The organism is Allobosea sp. FG18 (assembly GCF_057809495.1).
Genome location: NZ_JBMDKB010000019.1, coordinates 45,586 through 68,683, shown reverse-complemented (window position 1 = coordinate 68,683; position 23,098 = coordinate 45,586). Strand labels below are relative to the sequence as shown.

The window sequence follows — 23,098 nt, the reverse complement described above, 5'->3', positions numbered from 1 at the left end:
TCACAATTCCGCGTCGAAGGTGATGGCATCGAAAGCCGCCCTCACCCGTCCGAGCGCCTGCGCGGTGACATAGGCATAGGCCCGCTCGGGCGACTGCGCGACGACGCCCCGGTCAGTGGCTTGCACGTTGATCTCCAGCGAGACCGTGGCCGTCACGCTCGGCGTCGCCCGCATCGGCACCGGCAGGGTGAGGCTCTCCCGGCACGCAGCCGCCGCGGCCTGATAGGCATCGATCAGCACCTGCCCGTCCTGCTTCAGGAAATAGCGCCGGCACAGCATCTGCTCGACGGAGAGCGGGCGCGCCGCCCAGTTCGTGGCAATCCGCCCACGCTCCAGCTTGATCCGTGCGAAGTTGACCGCGCCCGCGCTCGGCGAGAGCCGCACCGACAGCACGCCGGTGTCGCCCACAGCGGGCGTCAGCGTCACCGAGCGGCGCCCCACCCCCGCTGTGATCGTACCGGACTGGCTACCGATGGTGACTGCGAGGCTGCCGCCGCTGAGATCATCGAGCGAAAGCGTCAACGGCAGCCCGGCGAATGAAGCGAGCCCCCAGCACGCCGGCTCGACCGGCTGGATGATGGCGCCGGAGGTCAGGGTGATCGTGAAACCACTGAGAGAGAGATTGGCGCCGCCGGTCGCCGCCTTCCAGCGATCGAAGCCGTAGACGCCGGCCGCCAGCGCACCGCCCGCAAAGCCGCGCTGGTTGATCGCCATGTCGCCATTGACCAGCAGGTCGGCTCCCGCTGCCCAGGGCGAGCCCGGCAAGGCGACGCCCCCCGACGCGCGATCGATGGCCAGCGCATCATGCCAGGCCGAGCCGTCTGCGCTGACCTTCAACCGGAAGTCGTCGTCGCCGGCGAGGCCGAACTCGGCCCGGCCCGACCAGTTGCTCTGGAACAACAGGCTCGCGGTATTGGCCGCCGCGTTCTTGTTGATCTTCAGGCGATGATCGCCGCCGGCATGGTTGAACAGACTGGCATCCGAGGACACGGCGAGGCGATTGGTCGTATCCGCGGTCGCGTTCACGCCCCAGCGCTCGGCGCCGAGACTGCTGAGCGGGCTGTCGCGGCGCCATTCCGTGCCGGTCCAGAGATTGTGCTCGGCCTCGTCGACCACCCAGGCCTGCCAGCCGGCGCGCGGCACGAGAAAGGTCCAGCCGCCATCCTCGAACAGCGCGACCTGATTGGTACGGCCGGCGAAGGCGCCGCTGCCACCGGCCGGCACGATATAGGCCGAGAGCACGGTCGGCGAAGCCGGCGGCGCGGCCAGCGTCCGGCTATCGACCGTGAGGTGGATCAGCCCGTCCAGCCGGATCAGGGCATCGTTATGGGTGACATGTTTCTGTGCCTGCCCGGCAGCGAGCAGCGGCAGCGAAAGACGGGGCGTATCGGTCATGGGGCCTCGCGGAAGGGAACGCAGCGCTTGGCTGCCGCGAGGCGATGATGCGGCCGGTCCGGGCCACCGGGGATAAGTTGCTCGAATGCGCATCCGGCGCGGTCTACCCGCGCGACTGTCATTGCGAGCGCAGCGAAGCAATCCAGGGGGACTGGGCCGAAGCATTCCACCCAGTCCCCCTGGATTGCTTCGTCGCTACACTCCTCGCAATGACGGCCCGGTCAAGCCGGGAGCGTCAACCGAAGCGGCGCGGGCGCAATCCGGCGTGGAACCAGTTGATCAGCGAATAGATGTCATGGACCGGCAGTCCGGTCGCCGCCTGCACATCGGCCGCATAGGGCGGCATGTTCGTGCATTCCAGCACGATCGCGCCGACATCGGGATGGCGGGCGACGAGATCGAGCGCCGCCTGCACCACGTCCTGCCGGGCGAGCTCGACATCCATGTCGTCCTTCTCGGCCTTGATCAGGACGCGGAAGAACTCGCGCCCGTTCTCCGTGCCTGTAACGGGGGTATCGAGCGGCACGCCGGCCGCTTCCAGATGCTTCGGCGTCAGCGTCGCCGCCGAGACCGTGACGACGCCGACGCGCTTGCCCGGCGGCAGCGTCGCCTGCACCCAGGGCACCTGCATCAGCGAGGAGGTCGCGACCGGCACGCCGACGGCGGCCGCAAGCTCGCGCTGGAACAGCGAGAGGAAGCCGCAATTGGTGGTGATCGCCTCGGCGCCGAGCCGGACGAGATCGCGCGCCGCCTCGATGAAATCCGGCAGCAGCCCGGCCGCACCCTTGAGCACCACCTTCTCGGGGCTGGCGCCGCCGACCACACGATACAGCACCGGGAACGGCCAGGTCGTGCCATTGCCCATATCGCCGGGAATCCGCGGAAACCGCGCCTCCAGCATCAGGATGCCCAGCGGAACGCCGTAGATCGCCTTCCCGCCACGCGCGATCCGCGCCGCCTGGGGCGCTGCGAGAATATCGGTCATCATCTCTCCCGTCTGCCGGTGCATCGCCATGCTAGCCGCAGAATCGACGCTCCGTCACCGGACAGCATGTCGGCCTGGACGAAGATGAAAAGAAACTTCATCGACTTCGGTCGAAACTCTCGTTGCTGCCATTGCTTCGTCGTTTTTGCATCGCCATAAGACCGGCTTCCGTCCTGCTCTCGCGCGATTTCGCCGGCGCTGGTCCGCATCTTGCCTGCACGCCTTGCCTTCGCCCGGAGTTCCCCTTGAAGCTGTCGCTCGAAAAGCTGCGTCGTATCGCCGTGCTGCTGGGCTGGGCCGTCGTCCTGGTGATCGCCGTCGCGACGCTCTCGCCGATTGAGGCGCGCCCGCATGTCCCGATGCTGGGCGCCAATGCCGAGCGCTTCCTGTCCTATTTCGCCGCGGGTGCGGCGCTGGCCTTCGCCTATCCCCGCCGACGCTGGCTGGTCCTGGCCGGCATCATCGCCTTCGCGATCGGGCTGGAATGGCTCCAGACCTGGGAAGCCACGCGCCACGGCCTGCCGCGCGACGCGATGGTGAAGATCGCCGGCGCCGCGCTGGGTAGCGGCTTCTCCGTCTGGTTCGACCTGGTGATGCAGCGCTTGCGCAAGCCGGCCTGACTCAATCCGGCACAACGCCGGCCGACGCCTGTCCGCGAGGCTTCTCTTTTCCTCCCGCCGCCCCTGCCGCCGCGCCGAATTGACCCCGGCGACGCCGGCACGCGGCTTGCCACTCCGCTCCCGATGATGGTCCGGCGCCGGCGCAATGTGCCGAAACGGAACGTGCGCCAGCCGGCTGGGGGAAGAGATGAGCGTCAACGACATGAGCGGCCTGCCGCAAGCCCTGCCCGACAGCGGTTCGGGATTATGGCGCCTCTGGCTTGGTCCTCTGACGGCAGCGAGCGATGCGGTCGTGGTCGCCGCCCTCGTCTATCTCGTCGCCTTCGCCTATTATCTCGGAGGCGGCACGGGCGCGCCGGGCATCGACCGCTCGACGCCGGAACTGGCTGCGATGCTCGCGACCCTGTTCGTCTTCGTCAATCTGATGCGTGGCCGCTATCAGATCGGGAACTATCTCTCGATCCGGGGGCAGATCGGCTCGGCCTTCGCCGTCTGGAACATCACGATGGTCGCCTTCCTGGCCGTGCTGTTCCTTGCCAAGATCGCCGACAACTATTCGCGAGCCGTCATCGTCGCGACCTATCTCTCCGGCATCCCGGTCATCGCCCTCTCCCGTTCGGCGGTCGTCAGGCTGATCGCAGCCGGCAGCCGGGCCGGACGGATCACGGCCGAGCGCGCCTTCCTGATCGGGCGCGAGGCGAACATCATGTCCTTCGTGTCGCGTCACAAGCCCTGGCATATGGGCTTCGCTGTCACCGATGTCGCATTCCTGAAATCGTGGGGCGAAACCGACTCGACCGCGCTGGCCGCCGATCTGGCCGCCGCCGTGGCGAATTGCCGGGCGAAGCGGCCGGATGCCGTCTTCATCGCCGTTCCCTGGGCCGAGCAGGAGACCATCTCGGCTTGCGTCGATGCCTTCATGAACCTGCCGGTCGCGATCCATCTCGCACCGGAACCGATCATGGAACGGTTCAGCGGAACCCATGTCGTCCACACCGGCACCCTGTCGAGCCTGCGCCTGACGCGTCAGCCGCTCTCGACAGCCGAGATCGCGATCAAGCGTGCCTTCGACATCGTGGCTGCCTCCTGCGGCATCGTCCTGACCCTGCCGCTTCTGCTCCTTATCGCGGCACTGATCCGGCTCGATTCCCCCGGTCCGGTGCTGTTTCGCCAACGACGCTACGGCTTCAACCAGCAGGCTTTCCGGATCTTCAAGTTCCGCACGATGACCACGACCGATGACGGCCAGGTCGTCATTCAGGCCAAGCGCAACGATCCCCGGATCACGCGCCTCGGCCACCTGCTGCGACGCTACAATCTCGACGAGCTGCCGCAGCTCCTGAACGTTATCGCCGGTGACATGTCGCTCGTGGGACCGCGTCCGCATGCGCTGGCACATGATATCGAGTTCGAGCGCAAGATCGCCAATTATGCCCGCCGCCACAACGTCAAGCCCGGCATCACCGGCTGGGCCCAGGTCAACGGCCTGCGCGGCGAGACCGATACCGACGACAAGATGGCCCGGCGCGTCGCCTACGATCACTGGTATATCGACAACTGGTCGTTCTGGCTGGATATCACGATCCTGTTCCGGACCGTTCTGAGCCGGAAGGCCTTTTCCAACGCGCGCTAAGGTCTGCGATCAGCGCTTGCCGCTGCGGCCCCGCGGGATCGCCGGGTCGCGCGCGGCTCGGCCCGGCGCAGGCTCTGCCCCAGGACGATACGGGCGAATTGCAGGCCGGCCTTTGCCGCAGCGCCGAACCCGCGCAGCCGCGCCGGAACGAACAGGCCGCGCAGGCTCCGCCTCGAGCCTGAGGCGAAATCGGCAAAGCTTCCCGGCAGGTTGAACCGCCTCCCGTAAATGCCCGTCACTACGCATTGCGCGCAGAACAGCCGGAAGCGCGCGTCCGGGAGATCGCTGACGATCGCATCCGCGTCCGCCGCTGCGATATGGTTGAGAACGGCGCGGTCGATCGGCCCGGCAAAGTCGGCATCGCAGATGCCGGCGATCCGCAGGCCCGGAAAGGTCGACGCGATCCGCTCCCGCAGCGCATAGACCGTGCGGCTGTCGCCGCCGAACAGGAAAATGCTGCAGTCGCGTTCGGCGCAGTCACGCAGGAGGCCGGCCATCCCGACGGCCTCGCCCGCCCGCCCGGGCGCAGCGCGATCGCCGATCTTGCCGTGAATGATGCCCGACTGCACGCTCGCCCCGAGATGGCTACGGTTGGCGTCCCGATGCGACCGAGGCGCAACGCATCAAGATGCCTGCTTCCCTCCGCAGGCACCTGGCACGATGCGACAAATTTTAACGATGCCTACCGTTGCGTCAATGCACTCCGCCGGCGGCTTCGCAGAGGCCAGCCGACGGGACCGACCCAGCCCGCGTCCGATCAGACGAAGTGGCGCCAGAGCGCTCGGCCGAGCCAGAGGCTCCATCCGGCGACGATGGTCACGGCCAGCAGCGACGCCCCGACGATCAGGGAACGGCCGATCAGGATGCTGGCGACGCTCTCCTCGAGGTCCGGCTTGTTGTCGTTCGCCGCCTGCAGGCGACGACCGAGGCTGGAAGCCTGAACAGGCGCCGGGAACTGTCGCACGCGCTCGGGCCGCATGGAACTCTCTCGTAAAGTTACGCAGGCATTAAACGCACGCCCTTATCAATGATCGAATTCGCAACAAAATAAAAGCACAAGATGCGAGCCCTCCCCAGCCTGGAGAGGCCATCACCGCGACGGCCCGTACCCTAGCCGCCATATTGCGTGTCGGAGACCTGTTCCATCCAGTCGACGACCTTGCCGTCCTGAACCTCCTGGATCGCGATATGCGTCATCGCCGTGGCCGGAGAAGCGCCGTGCCAGTGCTTCTCCCCGGGCGGGAACCAGACGACGTCGCCCGGCCGGATCTCCATGATCGGCCCGCCCCAGCATTGCGCGCGGCCGAGGCCGGCCGTCACGATCACCGTTTGGCCGAGCGGATGCGTATGCCAGGCCGTGCGGGCGCCGGGCTCGAAGGTGACACTCGCACCCTGAACGCGTTCGGCCGCATGGGGATTGCAGAGCGGGTCGATTCGGACGGCTCCGGTAAACCAGTCCGACGGCCCCTTCCCGGAAGGCCGTGATCCGGCGCGCGTGATATCCAAGGGAACTCTCCTCGCTTCTGTTCGAGCTTTCGGAAAGCATGCCGCCGCGGAGACCGGGAATCCAGTGCGTTACCCTTGCCCCACGCCTGCGTCGACCGACCTTCCTGCTCGAGGCGCAGGGTCGGCCGCAGGGACGTCGAGCCGCGCCCGCGCCGAAAGCAACAATCCCCGGCGCGAAGGACGACCTCCCAGGGCGAGCATGCCCGCCGCTTCCTGCGTCTCGCCGATGTCGGGTTGGTCGCATGTGCTCCCTGAGAGCGCATCCGTGGCATCGCCATGCATCCTCGTCGCGGCTTCGGCAGGGCGACGCAAAGCCGCAGATCCAGGCCGGCAAGTACGCGCGACAATGGCTGAAACAGGCTTGACCTTGCCATGGAGGGAAGGTGCAGGCTGCGCTCATCGACAGTCAGGAACGACACGCCATGTGCTCTTGCCAACAGCATGCGACCACCACCTCGACGGAGGCCCAGCCCTCCGCCGATACCGTCAGCCTCCGGGTCGACGACATGACCTGCGGCCATTGCGCCGGCAGGATCGAACAGGCCATCAAGGGCGCGTTTCCGGGCGCGACCGTCAGCGCGGATCCGGCTTCGAAGCTGGTCACGGTGCAGGGGGGCGGCGATTTTGCCAGTATCGGCACAGTCATCGCCGCCGCCGGCTATACGCCCGCTGCGGTCCCGGCCCGCTGAGATCACGACCCAGGAGGTCATTTTGACAACTGAACGCTTCCTCTCCCGCCGCAAGCTCATCGCGGGAGCCGCGCAAGCCGCGACGGCGTTCGCCCTCGCGCCGTCGGCGCTGGCCGCCGAGACGTTCCCGAAGATGATCGTCACGCGCGACCCGAACTGCGGCTGCTGCGGCAGCTGGGTCACGCATGCGAGGGCGGCGGGCTTTGCAGTCGAGGTGGTCGAGGTGCCCGATGTCGCGCCGCTGAAGGCGCGGCTCGGCGTGCCCGATCCGCTGGCCTCCTGCCACACGGCCGAAATCGGCGGCTATGTCGTGGAAGGCCATGTTCCGGCCGAAGCGATCAAGCGCCTGCTCGCCGAGCGCCCCAAGGCGACGGGTCTCGCGGTCGCCGGCATGCCCGTCGGCTCGCCCGGCATGGAAGTGGCCGGGCAGCAGCCCGACACCTATGACGTCATAATCTTCTCGGCCGGCCGGCAGAACGTCTTCGCGCGCTATCGCGGGCTGCAGCAGGTCTGAACCTGCCGCAGCGCGGCTCACTCAGGCCGGGCGCGGATGGCTTCCGCGCCCATCCGGCGAGACTCCGGGAAAGCGCCCGAGCTTCGCGACGTGCTTCTGGACAAGCGTCTCGCCGAAAGCGGTCGGCCGCATGGCCGGTGCGCGGTCGTGGATCGCGATGCCCGCCCGCGCGCCGAAGACGCGCTTGCCGTAGCAGATCAGACTCTCCAGCGACTGCATGATGAAGACGACGGCCGGAAGCGCATCGCGATAGGCGAGCTCGGCCGCCGCCTCGTCCCCGACCTTGAAGCTCTCATAGGCCTGGACCATGAAGTCGATGACGTCGGGCGCCAGGATCATGCCGACGCAGCCGGCGCGCAGGTTCTCGATCAGCTCCAGCCCGCCGCGCCCGTTCATGATCGGCAGCCGGCTCTCGGTCGTCTCGATCAGTTGCGCGATATCCGTCGCCGGCCCCTCGCCCTTGACCAGCGCGATGTTGGGATGCTGCGCGACGAGATCGCGGATATCGCCCGCCGACAGGCCGCGCCCCATATAGGCCGGCGCATTCTGGATCGCGACGGGCAGGCTCGTGGCCTCGGCCACCCGCCCGAAGAAGCGGATATATTCGGCCGCGCCGAAGCTGCCGACCATCGGCGGCTGGAGGATGACCCAGTCGGCCTTCACGGCCTCGGCCGCCCGCACCTGCTCGATCTGCTCGCCAACGGATGAGCCGAAAATCGTGAAACCCAGCGGCCTGCGCCCGGCGACATCCTCCGAGGCCCATTCCATCACGGTCCGCCGCTCAGTGACGGTGAGTTTCGAGACCTCGGTCGCGAGCCCGAGCGCTGCAATGCCGTGAACGCCGAGCCCAAGGCAGACCTCCACCTGTCGCCGCATGGCCTGCCGGTCCAGACGCTCCCCGGCGTCGAACAGCGCGTAGAGAATCGCATGGATCCCGGTGAAGGCCGTCGTCATGGTCGCTTTCCCCAGCGTCTCAATGATCTGATGTTAAACATCAGATGAATGGTTGCACGCAAGCGGCGACCGTGACAATCTTGTCGTCGCGGAAGGGCGCGAAACATGCAGAAGCGCAGCAAACCTGGAAAGATCGGAGCGATGGTCCAGGCTCTCGGAGCCGCGATCGTGCGCGGCGAGATCGCCTCGGGAACCGTGCTGCCGCCGGAATTCGAGCTGGCGGAGCGCTATGGCGCCGGCCGCAGCGTCGTCCGCGAAGCCGTGAAGATTCTGACGGCCAAGGGCCTCCTGAGCGTACGGCCGCGCCATGGCACACAGGTGCGCCCGCTCCACGAATGGACCCTGCTCGATCCCGACGTGCTCGGCTGGATGCGCAGCGAGGACGGGCTCGACCACAACCTCCTGCTCGCACTCGAAGAGACCCGCGCGATCATCGAGCCCGAGGCTGCGGCGCTGGCGGCCGTGCGCGCGACGCCCGACGACCTCGCCCGCATCCGCGCAGCCCTGATCGCGATGGAAGCGGACCAGAACAGCCCGCAGGCTGCGATCGCGGCCGACAAGCGCTTCCATCTCGCGATCCTCGACGCGACCAACAACCCGATCCTGCGCAGCTTCCGCGGCGCGATCGAAGCGATCCTCAGCGCCATGTTCGACTTCACCGTCGATGTCTTCGCCGGAAATCTGGCGAACCACGCAGCCGTGCTCGACGCGATCGCGGCCGGCGAGGCCGACCGGGCGCGTGAGGCGATGCGGCAGGTGCTCGGCTACACGCGCGGCCACATGCTTTCCAGCCCGATGCTCGCGGGCGGAGAAAAACCAAGAAAATCAGAACCGGGAGAAACGTCATGAAGATCAGAACGATGCTGCTTGCCGCCACCGTCGCGGCCATTGCCTTCCCTGCCTTCGCCGCCTGGCCCGAGCGGCCGCTGACCCTGGTCGTACCCTGGGCCGCCGGCGGCGGCACGGATGCGGTCGCGCGCATCCTGGCGGCGGGCCTCGAGAAGGAGCTCGGCAAGCCGGTGAACGTCGTCAACCGGACAGGCGGCGGCGGCGTTGTCGGCCATACCGAGATGGTCAATGCCAAGCCCGACGGCTACACGATCGGCCTCGCGACGGCCGAGGTCACGACCTATTACTGGTCGAACACCGCGCCCTTCACCTACGAGAAGCTGACCCCGCTCGCGCTGGTGAATTTCGACTCGGCTGCCTTCAACGTCGCTGCCAATTCGCCCTGGGGCGACCTGCGTGCCGCGCTGGACGACATCAAGAAGCAGCCCGTCGGCCACTACAAGCTCTCGGGCATGGCTGCGGGTGCCGCCTATCACCTCGCCTTCGCCGGCCTGCTCCAGCTTGAGGGCATCAACCCCAAGAGCGTCGCGGTCGTCCCGAGCCAGGGCGCGGCGCCCGGCTTCCAGGAGCTGGCCTCGGGCGGCGTGCAGATCGTCCCGTCCTCGCTGCCGGAAGGCAAGGCGATGTTCGATGCCGGCCGCGTCAAGGCGCTCGCCGTGATGTCGAAGGAGGTGATCTCAGCCTTCCCGAAGGTGCCGACCGTCAAGCAGGCGATCGGCAAGGACTACGAGGGTGGCACCTGGCGCGGCCTCGCTGCTCCCGCCGGCCTGCCCGCGGATGTGACCGCCCGCCTCGTCGAGGCGACGGACAAGGTCGCCAATTCCGACGCCTACAAGAACTTCCTCGCCGAGCGCGGGTTCGGCTACGCCTTCGCCAAGGGCCCGGCCTTCGGCACCTTCCTCGCGACCCAGCACAAGAACAACGGCGAGATCATGGGCGCGCTCGGCCTGCGCCTGCGCCAGTAGACGCAAGCCGATCACCGCCTGATCGGGGCGCGGCGGCCGCCGCCGCGCCCGCCATCGCCGCAACACCGGACGCATCATGAAGTTCAACGATCTCTTCGCGGGGCTCGTCGTCCTCGCCTTGTCAGGCCTCGTGGCCTTCGCCTCGTGGAACCTGCCCAACCCCTCCGAGCAGCCGCTCGGCCCCTCGGCCTTTCCGCTGATCCTCGCGGGATTGCTGGCGCTCTGCGCCGCGATCCTCGCTGTCAACGGCGCTCGCGCGACCAATGCCGGCCCGCTGGTCGGCCTCGCCGACTGGGCCCGCAGCGGCACGGCGGTGCTGCGCCTGCTGCTCGTTCCGGCCGCGGTGATCTTCTACATGCTCTGCGCCGAGCCGCTCGGCTTCCTGATCGCGGCGACAGCGATCCTGGTCGTGCTCTTCGTCGTTGGCGGCACGAAGCCGCTCCAGGCGATCGGCTTCGCGCTTGCGACCGCGCTCGCCATCCACTCGATCTTCTATCTCGGCCTCGGCGTGCAATTGCCCTGGGGACCGCTCGAACCCTTCCGCTGGTGACCCGCCATGCTTGACGCCTATGTCACCGCGCTCGGGATGGTGCTCGATCCCTATGTTCTCTTCGTCATCACCGCCTCGGCGATCTATGGCCTCGTCGTCGGCTGTATCCCCGGCCTCTCCGCCACGATGGCGACCGCCCTGCTGGTGCCGCTGACCTTCTTCATGCCGCCGGTGCCGGCCATCGCCGCCATCGTCACCACCTCGACCATGGCGATCTTCTCCGGCGACATCCCAGGCTGCCTGCTGCGCATCCCCGGCACGCCGGCCTCGGCGGCCTATGTCGATGATTCCTACAAGATGACACTGCAGGGCAAGCCTGAACTCGCGCTCGGCATCGGCCTGTGGTTCTCGGTGCTGGGCGGCCTGTTCGGCACCGCGGTGATGATGGTCGCCTCGCCGGCCATCGCGGATTTCGCGCTCGGCTTCGGCTCGGTCGAGTTCTTCTGGATCGTCATGCTCGGGTTGGGCGGCGCCGTCTTCATCGGCTCCTCGACACCGCTCAAGGCCTGCATCTCGCTGCTCATCGGCCTGATGATCGCGATGATCGGCATGAACAACCCGGCCGGCCAGCCGCGCTTCACCTTCGATTCCACCGAGATGCTCGGCGGCGTCTCGCTGATCCCGATGATGGTCGGCATGTTCGCCTGCTCGGAGGTGATGCGCCACATGATCTCGGACGGCGGCGCGCCGCAGGTCGTGGTCAAGAAGATCGGCCCGATCTTCGCCAATATGTGGCGGCTGACCAAGCAATATCCCTGGCAGCTCATCCGCGGCAGCGCGCTCGGCACGGTCATCGGCATCCAGCCGGGCAGCGGCGCCGACATGGCGGCCTGGATGTCCTATGCGATGAGCAAGCGCTTCTCGAAGGAGCCGGAGAAATTCGGCACCGGCCATCCCGAGGGGCTGATCGAGGCCGGCGCCTCCAACAACTCCTCGCTGGCAGGCGCCTGGATTCCGGCGCTGGTCTTCGGCATCCCCGGCGACTCGATCACCGCCATCGCCATCGGCGTGCTGATGATGAAGAACATGGCGCCGGGGCCGACGATCTTCGTCAACGCCCCCGAGAACGTCTATGCGCTCTTCCTGGTCTTCGTGATCGCGAACCTGCTGATGCTGCCGCTCGGCTGGGCGATCATCAAGATCGCGACGCGGGTGCTTTCCGTGCCCCGGCGCGTGCTGATGCCGATCATCCTCGTCTTCGCGATCGTCGGCTCCTACGCGATCAACAATTCGCTCTTCGACGTCGGCGTCATGCTCGCCTTCGGCCTGCTGGCCTTCGTGCTGGAGGAGAACGACTTCCCCGTAGCGCCAGTGATCCTCGGCGTCGTGCTGGGCCCGTTGCTGGAGGAATACTTCATCAACTCGATGATCAAGTCCAACGGCCGGCTGATCGGCCTCGTCGACCGACCGATCGCCGCGGTGCTGGCCGCGATCACGATCGGCATCATCGGCTGGACGGTCATCGCCTCGATGCGGGCGGGCAAGCCCGACAAGGAAACGGCGCGGAGCTGAACCGGCCCGCCGGATCAGGCCGCGGCCACCTTGGACGCGGTGCCGAGCGCCGCTTCCGGCTGGCGCATCTCGTTCGCAGCCCGGACGGCGGCCAGCACGCGTCAGCTACCGCCTCTGAATAGCGGGATCTGATCGATCTTCCAGAAAGGGCGGAATCGCTAGGGGCTCCGCCCTTTCCGCGTTCGGCAGGCGGCATCGTTCGAATGGAGGAAGCCGGACATCAGCCGTCGCGGGCGGAACCGCCCTGCCGGTCGGCCGTGCATCCGGACCGATAAGTGGTTTACGGCCCGGCCGAACTCAAGCAAGGGTGTGGCAGCCGTTTCGAACGAGGATAGCACTCAGCCATGTCGAGTGAGGCGCCGAAGATCACGATCGATTTCCTGATCGGGATGCTCAAGCAGGTCATCGAGGAGAACCCCTCGCGCGACCGGGGCAAGGCTCTTGATGCCAGCTGGGGACCGGAAACCTTGCTGGAGGATACCGGCTTCAACTCCTATGATTTCGTCGAGATCATCTTCAAGCTGGAGGATCACTTCGGCATCGAGATCGACTACAACGCGAATAACAGCATCAACGACGTGAAGACGATCGGCGAACTCTGCGACGAGATCGCCAAACTGCTGGCCAAGAAGCAGGTGGCATGACGCGGATCGTCGTTTCGGGCCTCGGCATCGTCTCCCCGATTGGCAGCGATACCCAGAGCTTCTGGCAGGCCTTGCTGGCTGGTCACAGCAATTTCGGGCATGCCTCCGCCTTGCCGGAAAAGGGCGTCCGCGTGGCGGAAGTCCACGACCAGGGCTTCATGGAAGGACTGGGCCTTTCACCATCGGCCTGTGACCGAAACGCCCTGTTTGCGGTTGCGGCCGCGCGCCAGGCTCTGTCGGCCGCCGGTCTCGGCGCCGGCCTGCCGCACCCTGAGCGCGTCGGCGTCATCCTCGGGAACTCCGCCGGCGGACAATGCAGCACCGACGACCAGTATTCCCGGCTCTACACCCAGAACAAGCGCCCCCATCCGATGACCGTCGCGAAGGTCATGGTGAGCTCCTCGGCCAGCTGGGTGTCGATCGCCACGGGCGCGACCGGCCCCTGCTTCGTGACCTCGAGCGCCTGCGCTTCCTCCAGCCACGCCATCGGTATCGCCATGCAGTTCCTGCGTGCCGGCCTCGCCGACATCGTCATCGCCGGAGGCACGGAAGCCCCGCTCTCGGCCGGGACACTGCTCGCCTGGGACGCGATGAGGATCATGTCGCGCACCGCCTGTCGGCCTTTCGCCGCCGGGCGCGACGGCCTGATGCTGGCCGAAGGCGCCGGCGTGATCGTGCTGGAGACCGAGGCGCATGCGCGCAGCCGCGGGCTGGAGCCCACGATCGAGGCGGCGGGCTTCGGCTTCAGCGCCGATGCGGGCGACATCGTCGCTCCCAATGTCGACGGCATGACGCGGGCCATGGCCCTCGCGCTGGCCGATGCCGGTCTGGATGTCGGCGATCTCGCCTATATCAACGCCCACGGCACCGGCACGCGCGCCAATGACCGGGCCGAGACACAGGCCCTGAAGCGGCTCTTCGGCGACCGACCCGTGCCGCCGACCTCCTCGATCAAGGGCGCGACAGGCCACGCGCTCGGCGCCGCCGGCGCCTTCGAGGCGATCGCGACGATCATGGCCATCGAGAACGGCATCGCCCCGCCGACCGCCAATTTCGACGCTCCGGAGCCGGAATGCGACATCGACTGCGTACCGAACCAGGCCCGGCCGATGCCGATACCAGCCGCCATGTCGAATTCATTCGCGTTCGGCGGCCTGAATACAGCGCTGATCTTCAAAACACTGAAATAACGCAAACCCTAAATGCTAATACTATTGGAATTGCGTTAGGATCTCAAAGAAATTGATCTGAAATCACAAAGCCCCTCGCTTGACAGCCTAAAACCTCAATGTTTTGTTATTATGGCCTATATGTCACAATAACGGAATAAAACGGCAATGAGGAAATTCCTGGCTCTCGTGGGGGTCGCCGCGTCGATCTCGTTTTCGTCCGTCTCGCCGGGCCAGGCCCAGCAGGCCGGCAGCATCGTCAATGTCGCGGTGATCGGCGAGCCCGCCTCGCTTGACCCCGGCATCGCCGCGACCGACCTCGTCGGCATGATCTCGCAGCATGTCTTCGAGACGCTGTTCACCTTCGACGGCAAGTGGAACGTCACGCCGCTCCTGGCCGAGGCGATGCCGAACGTCAGCGCCGACGGTACGGTCTACAAGATCGCCCTGCGGCAGGGCATCAAGTTCCATAACGGCCGCGACATGACCGCCGAGGACGTCGTCGCCTCGCTGAAGCGCTGGATGGAAGTCGCCTCGCGTGGCAAGCAGACCGCGCTTTACCTCAAGTCGGTCGCCGCGACCGGGCCGAACGAGGTCACCCTGACCCTCAGCCAGCCCTATGCACCGCTGCTCTCGCTGCTCGCCTTCAACAACTCCGCCGCCGCGATCATGCCGGCCGAGGCTCTGGCGACGCCGCTCAAGGAAGTCATCGGCACCGGCCCCTACAAGCTCAAGGAGCACAAGCCGGACCAGTATGTTCAGCTCACCCGCTTCGACGGCTACAAGCCGCGCAGCGAGAAGGCCGACGGCTTCGGTGGCGCCCGTGTCGCCAAGTTCGACGAGATCCGCTTCGTCCCGGTGCCGGACGCCAATACCCGCGTCGAGGCGGCCATCGCCGGCCAGTTCGACTATGTCGACTCCCTGCCCGTCGAAGCCTTCGCACGGCTGGAGAAGGGCAAGGCGAAGCCCGCCCTGCTGAACAATTTCGGCTGGCCGATCTTCGTGATGAACAACAAGGAAGGCCCGCTCAAGAACGAGAAGATCCGCAAGGCGGTTCAGGCGGCCCTCAGCGAGACGGACATGCTGGCAGCCGGCTTCGGCGACCAGAAATTCTACGCCGTCGACGGCGCGATGTATCCGGAAGGCTATGCCTGGCGCAGCGATGTCGGCGTCAAGGGCAACTACAACATCGCCGACGACAAGAAGGCCGCGGCGCTGCTCAAGGAGGCCGGGTACAAGGGCGAGCCGATCCGCATCCTGACCAGCCGCCAATACGAGTTCCACTACAAGATGGCGCAGGTCGCGCAGGTCTATCTGGAACAGGCCGGCTTCAAGGTCGATCTCCAGGTCAGCGACTGGGCGACCATGATCCAGCGCAACAAGAAGCCGGAGCTCTGGGAGGTCTTCATTACCCACAGCCCCTTCCTGCCGGAACCCGCGCTGAACTTCATCCTGTCGAAGACGGCCGGCGGCTGGTGGGATACGCCGGAAAAGGAAAAGGTGCTCAACGCCTTCAACAGCGCGACCAGCCAGGACGCCCGCGTCAAGCACTGGGTCGAACTGCAGAAGCTGATCTTCGAGCAGGCCCCGATCGTCAAGATCGGCAATTTCAGCGCGCTTTCGGCCGTCTCGCCGGGTCTCACGGGCTTCACCCCGTCGCCCTGGCCAGCGTTCTGGAACGTCGAGATCAAGCGCTAAGCCTCGAGCGCCGCGTTTCCCGGGAAGCGCGGCGCTTTCACATCAGCCTCCAGCCTAAAAAGCCTGCCATGCCCCGCGCCTCGCTTACCCTCGATCCCGCCACGGTCGCCGCCCGCATCGCCCCGCATGTCGCGGCCTGGAACAGCCAGACCTCGCCGGGAATGCTGATCGCCGTCCTCTCCGGCGGCGAGGTCGTGCATGAGGCCGCCTATGGCATGGCCGATCTCGCCAACGGCATCCCGCTCTCCAGCCGCTCCGTGGTGCGCATCGCCTCGCAGAGCAAGCAGTTCACCACCTGGCTGCTGCTGGCGCTGGAGCGCGAGGGCCGCCTGTCCCTGCAGGACGACGTCCGCACTCACCTGCCCTGGCTGCCCGATTATGGCCGGACGATCACCCTGCACCATCTCGCCTCGAATACATCGGGCCTGCGCGACATCCTGGAGATGATGACGATCGGCGGCGTGCCGATCCTCGCGCCCTCCTCGCGCCAATACGCCTGCGACGTCGTCGGCCGGCAGAGCGAGCTCAATTTCGAGCCGGGCTACGATCTGCTCTACAGCAACAGCAACTTCCTGCTGCTCTCCGAAATCCTGGAGAAGGTCTCGGGGCTCAGCTTCAACGACCTCCTGAAGGAACGGATCACCGGCCCGCTCGGCATGCACGACACGGCCTTGATGCCGCGCGACGACGTGATCCTGCCGCGGCTCGCCGGGCATCACCGCCGCGGGCCGGACGGCGCGTGGCTCAAGGCCGCCTGGGGCATCGCCATCGGCGGCGAAGGCGGCATGGTCTCGACCCTGCACGACATGATCATCTGGCAGCAGAACCTGCGGCAGCCGAAGATCGGCGACGCCCGGATGATCGCGCGCATGGAAGATGCCGGCGTGACGATCAACGGCGTCCCCTCGCCCTATGGCTACGGACTGGTGCGCGACAATGGCGACCTCGGCGAAGCGGCCGGCCATGGCGGCTGGATCGCCGGTGCGCGCTCGGAGTCGGTGCGCTTCAAGGATGCCGATCTCGGCATCGTCCTCCTCGCCAATCATGACGATTGTGCGCCCTATGTCCTCGCCCGCTCGATCGCGCGCGACCTGCTCGGCACCGTCAGCGAAGGGCGGAAGCAGGAATTCGACCTTCCCGCCGGCACATATCGCGACGAGACCGGCGACGATGCGTTCCAGATCGAGCTGCGCCAGGATCAGCCCTATCTGGTGATGAACATGGGCGGCGCCCCGCTCCTCCCCGTCGGCGATGACGGCTGGCAGCCGCAGGCCTCGATTCCGGCGTTCGCTCTGAAGCGAGAGGCCGGCGGCACGCTCTCAGCAACGCGCTTCGGCCGCACCCGCCGTTTCATTCCGATCGCTCCGACCGCAACCCCGGTCGACCGCTTCGCAGGCAGGCGCTTCGCGGCGGAATCCGGCGCGTTCCGCGGCGAGACCCACAAGGCAGGCTCGGAACTGCACCTCACCCTGTCCTCGCCCGAGGGCAGCCAGCGCGTGAAGCTCGTCGCCCATGGCGACGATTTCTTCTTCGCCCACCCCGTCAGCACCGAGGTTCATGACCAATGGCGCGTCTGCCCCTGGGTTCTGCCCTGGCTCTTCACCGTCCGCATCACGACCGATCGCCTGATCATCAACAGCGATCGCACCAAGCGGCTCGTGCTGAGTGAGATGGTTCGGTAGGCGCCAGAACCACCACCCTTGTCATTCCGGGGCTTCGCGTAAGCGAAGAACCCGGAATCCACGACCGGGCGAGCCGCCAGCAACCGAACACCCAATATCTCTCACCCCGTCGTGGGTTCCGGGTTCGCGCCTGCGGCGCGCCCCGGAATGACAAAGCCCCTTCTTAAGAGCAGCCCATTCTCCCCAGCCGCTGCCCGCTTACCGCACTCACAACACCCCGGAGTGAAGTTCGGATTGCTCTGAATTGGCAATGCGGGTTGGCACGCGGGGGGCTCCCGTCACACCTATCCCACCGTGAGCGCCCATTTGCGCGTTGCGATGAACGCAACTCCTGCTGGCGTCGCGGATCGCGATGATGCTGCCAGACTGGCCGCATCGGGTGTTCGCGGGTCGCGAACAACCCGTTCCTGAATCGTCACCTACCATGGCAAGCTGGCGTCCCGATATCTGGCGGCAGAAACCAGAAAGGGACGATCATGGCTCTTCAACTCCGCGGCATCCATCACCTGACGGCGATCACCGCCGACGCGCCCGGCAACAAGCGGTTCTACACCGACACACTCGGCCTGCGCCTCGTCAAGAAGACCGTCAACCAGGACGACACCTCGGCCTATCACCTGTTCTACGCGGATGGGCAGGCGAGCCCTGGCACCGACATCACCTTCTTCGACTGGCCGACAGCGCCGGAGCGGCGCGGCACGCACTCGATCTCGCGCACCGCGCTGCGGATCGCGGGCGAGAATGGCCTGAACTGGTGGCACGAGCGCCTGTCGACCAGCGGCCATGCCAAGTCTCCTGTCGCGCTTCTGGATGGCAGGGCCTCCTTCGACGCCGAAGACCCGGAAGGTCAGCGCCTGCGCTTCGTCGACGACGGCGGCAGCGGCGAGGCCCATGCTTGGTCAGGCAGTCCCGTTCCGGCCGAGCACCAGATCCGGGGCCTCGGCCCGATCACGATCAGCGTGCCCGATCTCGGCCCGACGGAGGCGGTGCTGACGCGGGTCATGAACATGCGTCGCGAACGCAGCTACGCCTCGCCGGACGGCAAGGGAGACGTCCATGTCTTCGCGATGGGCGAAGGCGGCCCGGCAGCGGAGCTGCATGTCGCGGTCCAGCCCGGCCTGCCGATCGCGCGCCAGGGAGCCGGCGGCGTCCACCATGTCGCCTTCCGGACCCCTGACCTCGAAGGTATGACGGGCTGGGCGCGCCGTCTGGCGGAGCACCGGATTCCCTCAAGCGGCGAGGTCGAGCGCTACTATTTCCGTTCGCTCTACTTCCGCGAGCCCGGCGGCAACCTGTTCGAGATCGCGACCGACGGTCCGGGCTTCGCGGTCGACGAGCCGCTGGAGACGCTGGGCGAACGGCTGGCGCTGCCGCCCTTCCTGGAGGGACGGCGCGCACAGATCGAGGCCGGCCTCAAGCCGCTGGCCTAGGACGGGAGGCTGCAGGGCGGGCCTGCCTTGGTCAGCCTTGCATCACCTCGCCGCCGTTGGCGGCGAGGCAATTGCACGGGGCGGAGGCCTTGCCTTCGCCCTGAAAAGTAATCAGGCCGTCAGCTCGGTCGACTTGATCATGTATTTGAACGTATCGGGGTCGAGGCAGTCGAGCAGCGCTCCCGCGACCTCCGCCTGCGGATACATCAGGAAGCCGACCTTATGCTTTGAGCCCGGCAAGACGAGGTCGTGCGCGACATTGTAGCCGAGCCAGTTGCCCTCCCAGGCGCCGAACAGCACCTGCCGCGCCGCGACGACCTTCGGATCGTCGACCGTGTTGTTCCCCGGAGGCTCCTCGAGCACGACCTTGCGGACATCCGCAGGATCGGTCGCCACCCAGCCATAGCCGTCGAGCCAGATCTCTGCCCGACAATGCTGGGCCTTGGTGATGACGTCCGAACCCGTCCCGAGACTTTTGTAGCCGAACTTCGAGGCCGCGACGCGGATTCCGTAGATATCTCGGGCCGGTATGCCGACACTGCGGACCAGCGCGACATAGAGCGCGTTCAGATCGGCGCATTTGCCGCTCAGATTGCCGGTTCGTAGCATCGAGCCGACGTCGCCTGTGCCACAGCCCCGGGTCTTGGCGTCGCGAAAGGTGTTTGCCACGACCCATTCATAGATCGCCCGCGCCCTGTCGAGATCGCTTGCCTTGCCGGCGGCCGCTTTCTCTGCGGTCTCCCGGACGATACCGTCGGTCGGCATCAATTCCGTCGCCTCGAGATAGAGCTTGCGGTCAGTCTCTCCCAGCGCCGGCACGGCAGATTTCGTCGCAAGGTCCTCAGCCCGGTCGCGCAATGAGAAGCCACTGCGGACCTCGACGCGCGGGGCGGTCTCGCCATCCTTGAAGACGAGGTGCAGAAGCTCGGCCCCGTATTTCTGATCACGGACGATCTCGGCGGACAGCGCATTGGTCTCCCAAGCGTTCTTGCCGGGCTTGATCCACTCATCCTCGCGCATCGAGGGCAGTGGAATCCAGGCCTGTGCCTTGCCGTTTGCCGGCAGATCGAGACGCGTCGCCACCTCGAAATCACGCCAGGCCCCAGGCTCGGGCGCGAAGGCCGCCACCTGCGCGCCGGCAGGGCCAGGGAGAGCCAAAGCGGCTGCAGCACAAGCACCGGTCTTCAACATGTCGCGACGGCTGATCATGGCGGCGTCTCCTTTTCCCCTCGGTTGTTTTTCGGTGGCGTGGAAGGCAAGGCCGCGAGCACTGCCGCAACCGACGGGCTCGTCCAATCGAGCGGCTCGGCAGCTTTGAACGCAGGCCTGAGACCGCGATCGAGCACGAAGCTCGTCGGCAAGCCCTCGACCTGCCAGGTCTTCATCGCGCCGCGGTCGCGATCGAGCAGGATCGGAAAGGCGACGGGGCGATCACGGAAGAAGTTGCGCACCCGCGCATCGACCTCGCCGACACTGACCGCGAGGATGGCCGGGCTGCCTTTCCCCACGGCGGCAAGAGCGTTCAGCGAAGCCATCTCTTCGATGCAGGGCGCGCACCAGGTGGCGAAGAAATGAACGATGACGGGCGCGCCGCGAAATTCAGCGAGATCGATGCCGGGGCCGTCAAGCTGGCTGAGCGCGAGCACCGGCACCGCCTCGGCGGGCCATGGGCGGAGTTCGTCGGCCGCACAAGGTGCACTGGCGATCACAAGCGAGACGGCGGCCAGCAGAATTCGCCGGAACAGCTCCAGCCTGCAACCCAGTCGATGAGCGCCCCGAAACTCGGGAGCCTTGACGGCAGCCACAGCGCATCTTGCGGGCAAGGTTCGGGAAACGTCAATTTCTACTTTTGATGAGGCGAACGCGGGCAGAGCGGCAGCAGCGGAGCCGAGAGGTCGTGGCATGCCTGCCCGCCTGCTGCGGGTTGTCGAGCGGGAAAGCCTCACCATGTGCTGGTTTCGGATCGCGGCCGGGCTTCGGCGTGCCGGCGAACTCTCCGACGCCAAGATCGCTTCCGCACGTCTCGCATCTGGCCGGCGCCTCGCCTCCCTGACCGCAAGGCAGCCTGACCATGGACGACGAGTTCGACGACAGCCCGCTTGTCTTCGACACCCCACGCTCTGCGTCGCCTGCGATCACGCCCATCCCGACAGCAAGAGCAAGCCGGCGCAACTCGCGCCGCCAATCGTGGCGCATCCGACGCTCAGCTTGATGCCATCTTCGGCTGGAGCGGTCGCGGGATGGCCGCTCTGTACACAAGAAGGCGAACCGGACGTGGCTTGCTCAAGAGATTGCCACGCTCCTGATCCCGGAAGCGAAATCGAACGTCTATTCCCGCACCCCGTCATCAGGCGCGGGGAGCACAGCTAAAAATGCAGATAAATCAAATCATTAGAAAAGAGGTGGTGGGGGAAGCAGGACTCGAACCTGCGAAGGCATAGCCAGCGGATTTACAGTCCGCCCCCTTTGCCGCTCGGGACATTCCCCCGCCTGCGCCCTTGATCGGCTCTGTGAGCCCAGGGCCACCGACATGTCACTTTCGCGACGACCGGTAGGCGCGGCCGGACTTATGGTGACCGGGCCGCGCCCTGTCAACGGCAAAAAGACCGATCAGGCGAATTCGTTGTGAAGGCAAGGCAAGCCACCTGGAAAATCGGTCAATCCGCAGCCGACATGCGGTCCAGTACGAAGCTCACGCGCTCCGCGACGCTCACGCGGGGCAATTCGACGAGTGCGTAGCCGTAGCGGGGATAGGTTTCTGCCATGATCGCGCAGGTTCGCTCCGACTCGGCGAAATCCTGCTTGCGCTCGGCATCCTGCGAGAAGATCCCGCGCCAGGGCGGAGCGATGAAGACCGTCCGGCGGTAACGCAGTTCCCGCGCGGCCCGCTCGACAGGGCCGGGAACCGGCAGGCCGCAAAGCGCCAGATATCCCGCGATATCGGGGAGCCCCCGGTCGAAGAAGACGCGCTCCCCGCCGGCACGAGCCTCGGCATGGCTGCGCAGATCGGCCGCCAGCATCAATTCGGCGAACAGCGCCGGATCGACCCAGGGCAGCCCCCGGCCACCGTTCGCCTGCTGCTCCCTGATGATCGCGCGTCCCGCCTCGGGGCGCACGGCATGGCCATGGGCCGCCAGCGCCTCGATCAGGCTCGTCTTGCCCGAACCTGGACCGCCGGTAATCACGATCAGCCTGTCCGATTCCTGTGGCATCTTGGCTCCTTTTCTCGTGGGATATGTCGGCAAAAGATGGTTCGCGCTGGCCAAGCGGCCCGTGCCGTGGCACGGCAATCCGGCAATCACTGGAGAGAGCGATGGCTCCGCCGTTCCGCCCGAAACATGCCAGGCCCGCAGGGGGCAGACCGGGCGCCCGCCGCCCTGACGGGCCGCCGCCGCACCGGCCGGGCGATATCGACGAAGCCGTGCTCTACGGCGTGCACCCGGTCGTCGAGGCGCTGAAGAATCCGCAGCGCCGCCACCGGCGCCTGCTCGCCACGGAGAATGGGCTGCGCCGCCTGCAGGAGCAAATCGACCCTCTGCCGCTCGAGGCCGAGATCGTGCGCCCCTCCGAGATCGACCGGCTGCTCACCCCCGATTCGGTGCATCAGGGCCTCTATCTCGTCTGCGATCCCCTGCCCTCGCCCGATCTCGACAGCCTGCCGGACGATGCGGTCGTGCTGGCGCTCGACCAGGTCACCGATCCGCACAATGTCGGCGCCATCCTGCGCTCGGCCGCAGCCTTTGCCGCGGCCGCCGTGATCGTCACGATCCGGCATTCCCCGGCGGCGACCGGCGTGCTGGCGAAATCCGCCTCCGGCGCGCTGGAGCATGTGCCGCTGATCGCCGTGCGCAATCTCGGCGATGCGCTGGACACGCTGGGCAAGCGCGGCTTCCTGCGCATCGGCTTCGATTCGGACGGTGACGTTTCGCTGGACGATGTCGCGCTGCACCGCCCGCTCGTGATGGTGATGGGCGCCGAGGGCAAGGGCCTGCGCCAGCGCTCGCGCGAACTCTGCGACCATGTCGCGCGGCTCGAAGTGCCCGGCACGATCACCAGCCTCAACGTCTCCAACGCGACCGCGATCGCGCTCTACGCGGCCAGCCGGCGCCGCTGAGCGGCAGGCTCCCGGCGCCGGAAAAAGAGGCGCTTTCTGCGGTTTCCGGCCCGCAAAATCTCCCTCGCCGTTAGTCTCATAGACGAACGGTGCAAGACCAAGTGCCTGATTGCCCCTGCGACAATCCGCGCGCAATCCTCTGAAGCGAGCTGGAGTGACGGGACTCACCCGTCTTCCGGCCGCGCGGCC

General features: G+C 66.7%; 23 protein-coding genes and 1 tRNA gene. 14 read left to right on the top strand and 10 right to left on the bottom strand.

Annotated features, from left to right (window positions below; all coding sequences use genetic code 11):
* Both ACODTJ_RS20405 and ACODTJ_RS20400 read right to left on the bottom strand, forming a co-directional pair.
* Entirely contained in the window at positions 1-1,395 is a 1,395-nt protein-coding gene (locus ACODTJ_RS20405) for a DUF2793 domain-containing protein (RefSeq protein WP_454656514.1), read from the bottom strand.
* Between the two features lie 235 nt (positions 1,396-1,630).
* Positions 1,631-2,380 carry an aspartate/glutamate racemase family protein gene (locus ACODTJ_RS20400; RefSeq protein ID WP_454656513.1) on the bottom strand — a complete coding sequence of 250 codons (750 nt, stop codon included), beginning with the start codon at positions 2,378-2,380 and terminating at the stop codon, positions 1,631-1,633.
* Positions 2,381-2,625: 245 nt separating this feature from the next.
* Here ACODTJ_RS20400 and ACODTJ_RS20395 point away from each other — a divergent pair, with 245 nt between their 5' ends.
* Entirely contained in the window at positions 2,626-3,000 is a 375-nt protein-coding gene (locus ACODTJ_RS20395) for a VanZ family protein (protein WP_454656512.1), read from the top strand.
* A gap of 187 nt (positions 3,001-3,187) precedes the next feature.
* Positions 3,188-4,633, top strand: a complete 1,446-nt coding sequence (locus ACODTJ_RS20390; protein ID WP_454656511.1) for an undecaprenyl-phosphate glucose phosphotransferase — start codon at positions 3,188-3,190, stop codon at positions 4,631-4,633.
* Here ACODTJ_RS20390 and ACODTJ_RS20385 read toward each other — a convergent pair.
* The 3 genes from ACODTJ_RS20385 to ACODTJ_RS20375 form a co-directional block, all read right to left on the bottom strand.
* The gene (locus ACODTJ_RS20385) at positions 4,630-5,202 is read right to left on the bottom strand and encodes a WecB/TagA/CpsF family glycosyltransferase (RefSeq protein WP_454656510.1); all 573 of its coding nucleotides are present in this window, start codon (positions 5,200-5,202) and stop codon (positions 4,630-4,632) included. The genes ACODTJ_RS20390 and ACODTJ_RS20385 overlap by 4 nt on opposite strands.
* Positions 5,203-5,390: 188 nt before the next feature.
* Positions 5,391-5,612: a hypothetical protein gene (locus ACODTJ_RS20380; protein WP_454656509.1), complete on the bottom strand. Its 222-nt coding sequence runs from the start codon at positions 5,610-5,612 to the stop codon at positions 5,391-5,393.
* A 131-nt stretch (positions 5,613-5,743) separates the two neighbouring features.
* Entirely contained in the window at positions 5,744-6,139 is a 396-nt protein-coding gene (locus ACODTJ_RS20375) for a (R)-mandelonitrile lyase (RefSeq protein ID WP_454656508.1), read from the bottom strand.
* Between the two features lie 383 nt (positions 6,140-6,522).
* Here ACODTJ_RS20375 and ACODTJ_RS20370 point away from each other — a divergent pair, with 383 nt between their 5' ends.
* Both ACODTJ_RS20370 and ACODTJ_RS20365 read left to right on the top strand, forming a co-directional pair.
* The gene (locus ACODTJ_RS20370; RefSeq protein WP_454656507.1) at positions 6,523-6,828 is read left to right on the top strand and encodes a heavy-metal-associated domain-containing protein; all 306 of its coding nucleotides are present in this window, start codon (positions 6,523-6,525) and stop codon (positions 6,826-6,828) included.
* A 22-nt stretch (positions 6,829-6,850) separates the two neighbouring features.
* Positions 6,851-7,342 carry a DUF411 domain-containing protein gene (locus ACODTJ_RS20365; protein WP_454656506.1) on the top strand — a complete coding sequence of 164 codons (492 nt, stop codon included), beginning with the start codon at positions 6,851-6,853 and terminating at the stop codon, positions 7,340-7,342.
* 21 nt (positions 7,343-7,363) lie between these two features.
* Here ACODTJ_RS20365 and ACODTJ_RS20360 read toward each other — a convergent pair whose 3' ends face one another.
* A complete protein-coding gene (locus tag ACODTJ_RS20360) occupies positions 7,364-8,296 on the bottom strand; it encodes a dihydrodipicolinate synthase family protein (RefSeq protein ID WP_454656505.1) in 933 nt (310 codons plus the stop codon).
* Between the two features lie 141 nt (positions 8,297-8,437).
* Here ACODTJ_RS20360 and ACODTJ_RS20355 point away from each other — a divergent pair, with 141 nt between their 5' ends.
* The 9 genes from ACODTJ_RS20355 to ACODTJ_RS20315 all read left to right on the top strand — a co-directional run bounded on the left by ACODTJ_RS20355 (position 8,438) and on the right by ACODTJ_RS20315 (position 18,795).
* Positions 8,438-9,145, top strand: coding sequence for a FadR/GntR family transcriptional regulator (locus ACODTJ_RS20355; protein WP_454656504.1), 708 nt, complete (start codon positions 8,438-8,440; stop codon positions 9,143-9,145).
* Positions 9,142-10,110, top strand: coding sequence for a tripartite tricarboxylate transporter substrate binding protein (locus ACODTJ_RS20350; protein ID WP_454656503.1), 969 nt, complete (start codon positions 9,142-9,144; stop codon positions 10,108-10,110). Before ACODTJ_RS20355 ends, ACODTJ_RS20350 begins: the two co-directional genes overlap by 4 nt.
* Positions 10,111-10,186: 76 nt before the next feature.
* Positions 10,187-10,660: a tripartite tricarboxylate transporter TctB family protein gene (locus tag ACODTJ_RS20345; protein ID WP_454656502.1), complete on the top strand. Its 474-nt coding sequence runs from the start codon at positions 10,187-10,189 to the stop codon at positions 10,658-10,660.
* 6 nt (positions 10,661-10,666) lie between these two features.
* The gene (locus ACODTJ_RS20340) at positions 10,667-12,172 is read left to right on the top strand and encodes a tripartite tricarboxylate transporter permease (protein WP_454656501.1); all 1,506 of its coding nucleotides are present in this window, start codon (positions 10,667-10,669) and stop codon (positions 12,170-12,172) included.
* 344 nt (positions 12,173-12,516) lie between these two features.
* Complete coding sequence (locus ACODTJ_RS20335) at positions 12,517-12,816, top strand: acyl carrier protein (RefSeq protein ID WP_454656500.1); 300 nt, start codon at positions 12,517-12,519, stop codon at positions 12,814-12,816.
* Positions 12,813-14,006, top strand: coding sequence for a beta-ketoacyl-[acyl-carrier-protein] synthase family protein (locus tag ACODTJ_RS20330; RefSeq protein ID WP_454656499.1), 1,194 nt, complete (start codon positions 12,813-12,815; stop codon positions 14,004-14,006). The genes ACODTJ_RS20335 and ACODTJ_RS20330 overlap by 4 nt, the downstream gene beginning before the upstream one ends.
* Before the next feature lie 147 nt (positions 14,007-14,153).
* Entirely contained in the window at positions 14,154-15,683 is a 1,530-nt protein-coding gene (locus ACODTJ_RS20325) for an ABC transporter substrate-binding protein (RefSeq protein WP_454656498.1), read from the top strand.
* 68 nt (positions 15,684-15,751) lie between these two features.
* Positions 15,752-17,365, top strand: coding sequence for a serine hydrolase domain-containing protein (locus ACODTJ_RS20320; protein ID WP_488849741.1), 1,614 nt, complete (start codon positions 15,752-15,754; stop codon positions 17,363-17,365).
* Positions 17,366-17,841: 476 nt separating this feature from the next.
* Positions 17,842-18,795: a ring-cleaving dioxygenase gene (locus ACODTJ_RS20315; RefSeq protein WP_454656496.1), complete on the top strand. Its 954-nt coding sequence runs from the start codon at positions 17,842-17,844 to the stop codon at positions 18,793-18,795.
* A 111-nt stretch (positions 18,796-18,906) separates the two neighbouring features.
* On the opposite strand, the gene ACODTJ_RS20310 is transcribed toward ACODTJ_RS20315, so the two are convergent.
* The 4 genes from ACODTJ_RS20310 to ACODTJ_RS20295 all read right to left on the bottom strand — a co-directional run bounded on the left by ACODTJ_RS20310 (position 18,907) and on the right by ACODTJ_RS20295 (position 22,007).
* The gene (locus ACODTJ_RS20310; RefSeq protein WP_454656495.1) at positions 18,907-20,004 is read right to left on the bottom strand and encodes a transglutaminase-like domain-containing protein; all 1,098 of its coding nucleotides are present in this window, start codon (positions 20,002-20,004) and stop codon (positions 18,907-18,909) included.
* Positions 20,001-20,600, bottom strand: coding sequence for a TlpA disulfide reductase family protein (locus ACODTJ_RS20305; RefSeq protein ID WP_454656494.1), 600 nt, complete (start codon positions 20,598-20,600; stop codon positions 20,001-20,003). Before ACODTJ_RS20305 ends, ACODTJ_RS20310 begins: the two co-directional genes overlap by 4 nt.
* Positions 20,601-21,198: 598 nt before the next feature.
* Positions 21,199-21,283 (bottom strand) — tRNA-Tyr (locus ACODTJ_RS20300).
* A gap of 169 nt (positions 21,284-21,452) precedes the next feature.
* Positions 21,453-22,007: an AAA family ATPase gene (locus ACODTJ_RS20295; RefSeq protein ID WP_454656493.1), complete on the bottom strand. Its 555-nt coding sequence runs from the start codon at positions 22,005-22,007 to the stop codon at positions 21,453-21,455.
* Positions 22,008-22,108: 101 nt separating this feature from the next.
* Between ACODTJ_RS20295 and rlmB the strand changes: the two genes are divergently transcribed.
* The gene (rlmB, locus tag ACODTJ_RS20290) at positions 22,109-22,909 is read left to right on the top strand and encodes a 23S rRNA (guanosine(2251)-2'-O)-methyltransferase RlmB (protein WP_454656492.1); all 801 of its coding nucleotides are present in this window, start codon (positions 22,109-22,111) and stop codon (positions 22,907-22,909) included.
* Positions 22,910-23,098 lie beyond the last annotated feature (189 nt).

Excerpts from the sequence above, each read along its gene's own strand:
- ACODTJ_RS20405 (WP_454656514.1), bottom strand. The coding sequence starts at position 1,395 with ATGACCGATACGCCCCGTCTTTCGCTGCCGCTGCTCGCTGCCGGGCAG.
- ACODTJ_RS20400 (WP_454656513.1), bottom strand. The coding sequence starts at position 2,380 with ATGACCGATATTCTCGCAGCGCCCCAGGCGGCGCGGATCGCGCGTGGC.
- ACODTJ_RS20390 (WP_454656511.1), top strand. The coding sequence starts at position 3,188 with ATGAGCGTCAACGACATGAGCGGCCTGCCGCAAGCCCTGCCCGACAGC.
- ACODTJ_RS20380 (WP_454656509.1), bottom strand. The coding sequence starts at position 5,612 with ATGCGGCCCGAGCGCGTGCGACAGTTCCCGGCGCCTGTTCAGGCTTCC.
- ACODTJ_RS20360 (WP_454656505.1), bottom strand. The coding sequence starts at position 8,296 with ATGACGACGGCCTTCACCGGGATCCATGCGATTCTCTACGCGCTGTTC.
- ACODTJ_RS20355 (WP_454656504.1), top strand. The coding sequence starts at position 8,438 with ATGGTCCAGGCTCTCGGAGCCGCGATCGTGCGCGGCGAGATCGCCTCG.
- ACODTJ_RS20350 (WP_454656503.1), top strand. The coding sequence starts at position 9,142 with ATGAAGATCAGAACGATGCTGCTTGCCGCCACCGTCGCGGCCATTGCC.
- ACODTJ_RS20345 (WP_454656502.1), top strand. The coding sequence starts at position 10,187 with ATGAAGTTCAACGATCTCTTCGCGGGGCTCGTCGTCCTCGCCTTGTCA.
- ACODTJ_RS20340 (WP_454656501.1), top strand. The coding sequence starts at position 10,667 with ATGCTTGACGCCTATGTCACCGCGCTCGGGATGGTGCTCGATCCCTAT.
- ACODTJ_RS20335 (WP_454656500.1), top strand. The coding sequence starts at position 12,517 with ATGTCGAGTGAGGCGCCGAAGATCACGATCGATTTCCTGATCGGGATG.
- ACODTJ_RS20330 (WP_454656499.1), top strand. The coding sequence starts at position 12,813 with ATGACGCGGATCGTCGTTTCGGGCCTCGGCATCGTCTCCCCGATTGGC.
- ACODTJ_RS20325 (WP_454656498.1), top strand. The coding sequence starts at position 14,154 with ATGAGGAAATTCCTGGCTCTCGTGGGGGTCGCCGCGTCGATCTCGTTT.
- ACODTJ_RS20320 (WP_488849741.1), top strand. The coding sequence starts at position 15,752 with ATGCCCCGCGCCTCGCTTACCCTCGATCCCGCCACGGTCGCCGCCCGC.
- ACODTJ_RS20315 (WP_454656496.1), top strand. The coding sequence starts at position 17,842 with ATGGCTCTTCAACTCCGCGGCATCCATCACCTGACGGCGATCACCGCC.
- ACODTJ_RS20310 (WP_454656495.1), bottom strand. The coding sequence starts at position 20,004 with ATGATCAGCCGTCGCGACATGTTGAAGACCGGTGCTTGTGCTGCAGCC.
- ACODTJ_RS20295 (WP_454656493.1), bottom strand. The coding sequence starts at position 22,007 with ATGCCACAGGAATCGGACAGGCTGATCGTGATTACCGGCGGTCCAGGT.
- rlmB (WP_454656492.1), top strand. The coding sequence starts at position 22,109 with ATGGCTCCGCCGTTCCGCCCGAAACATGCCAGGCCCGCAGGGGGCAGA.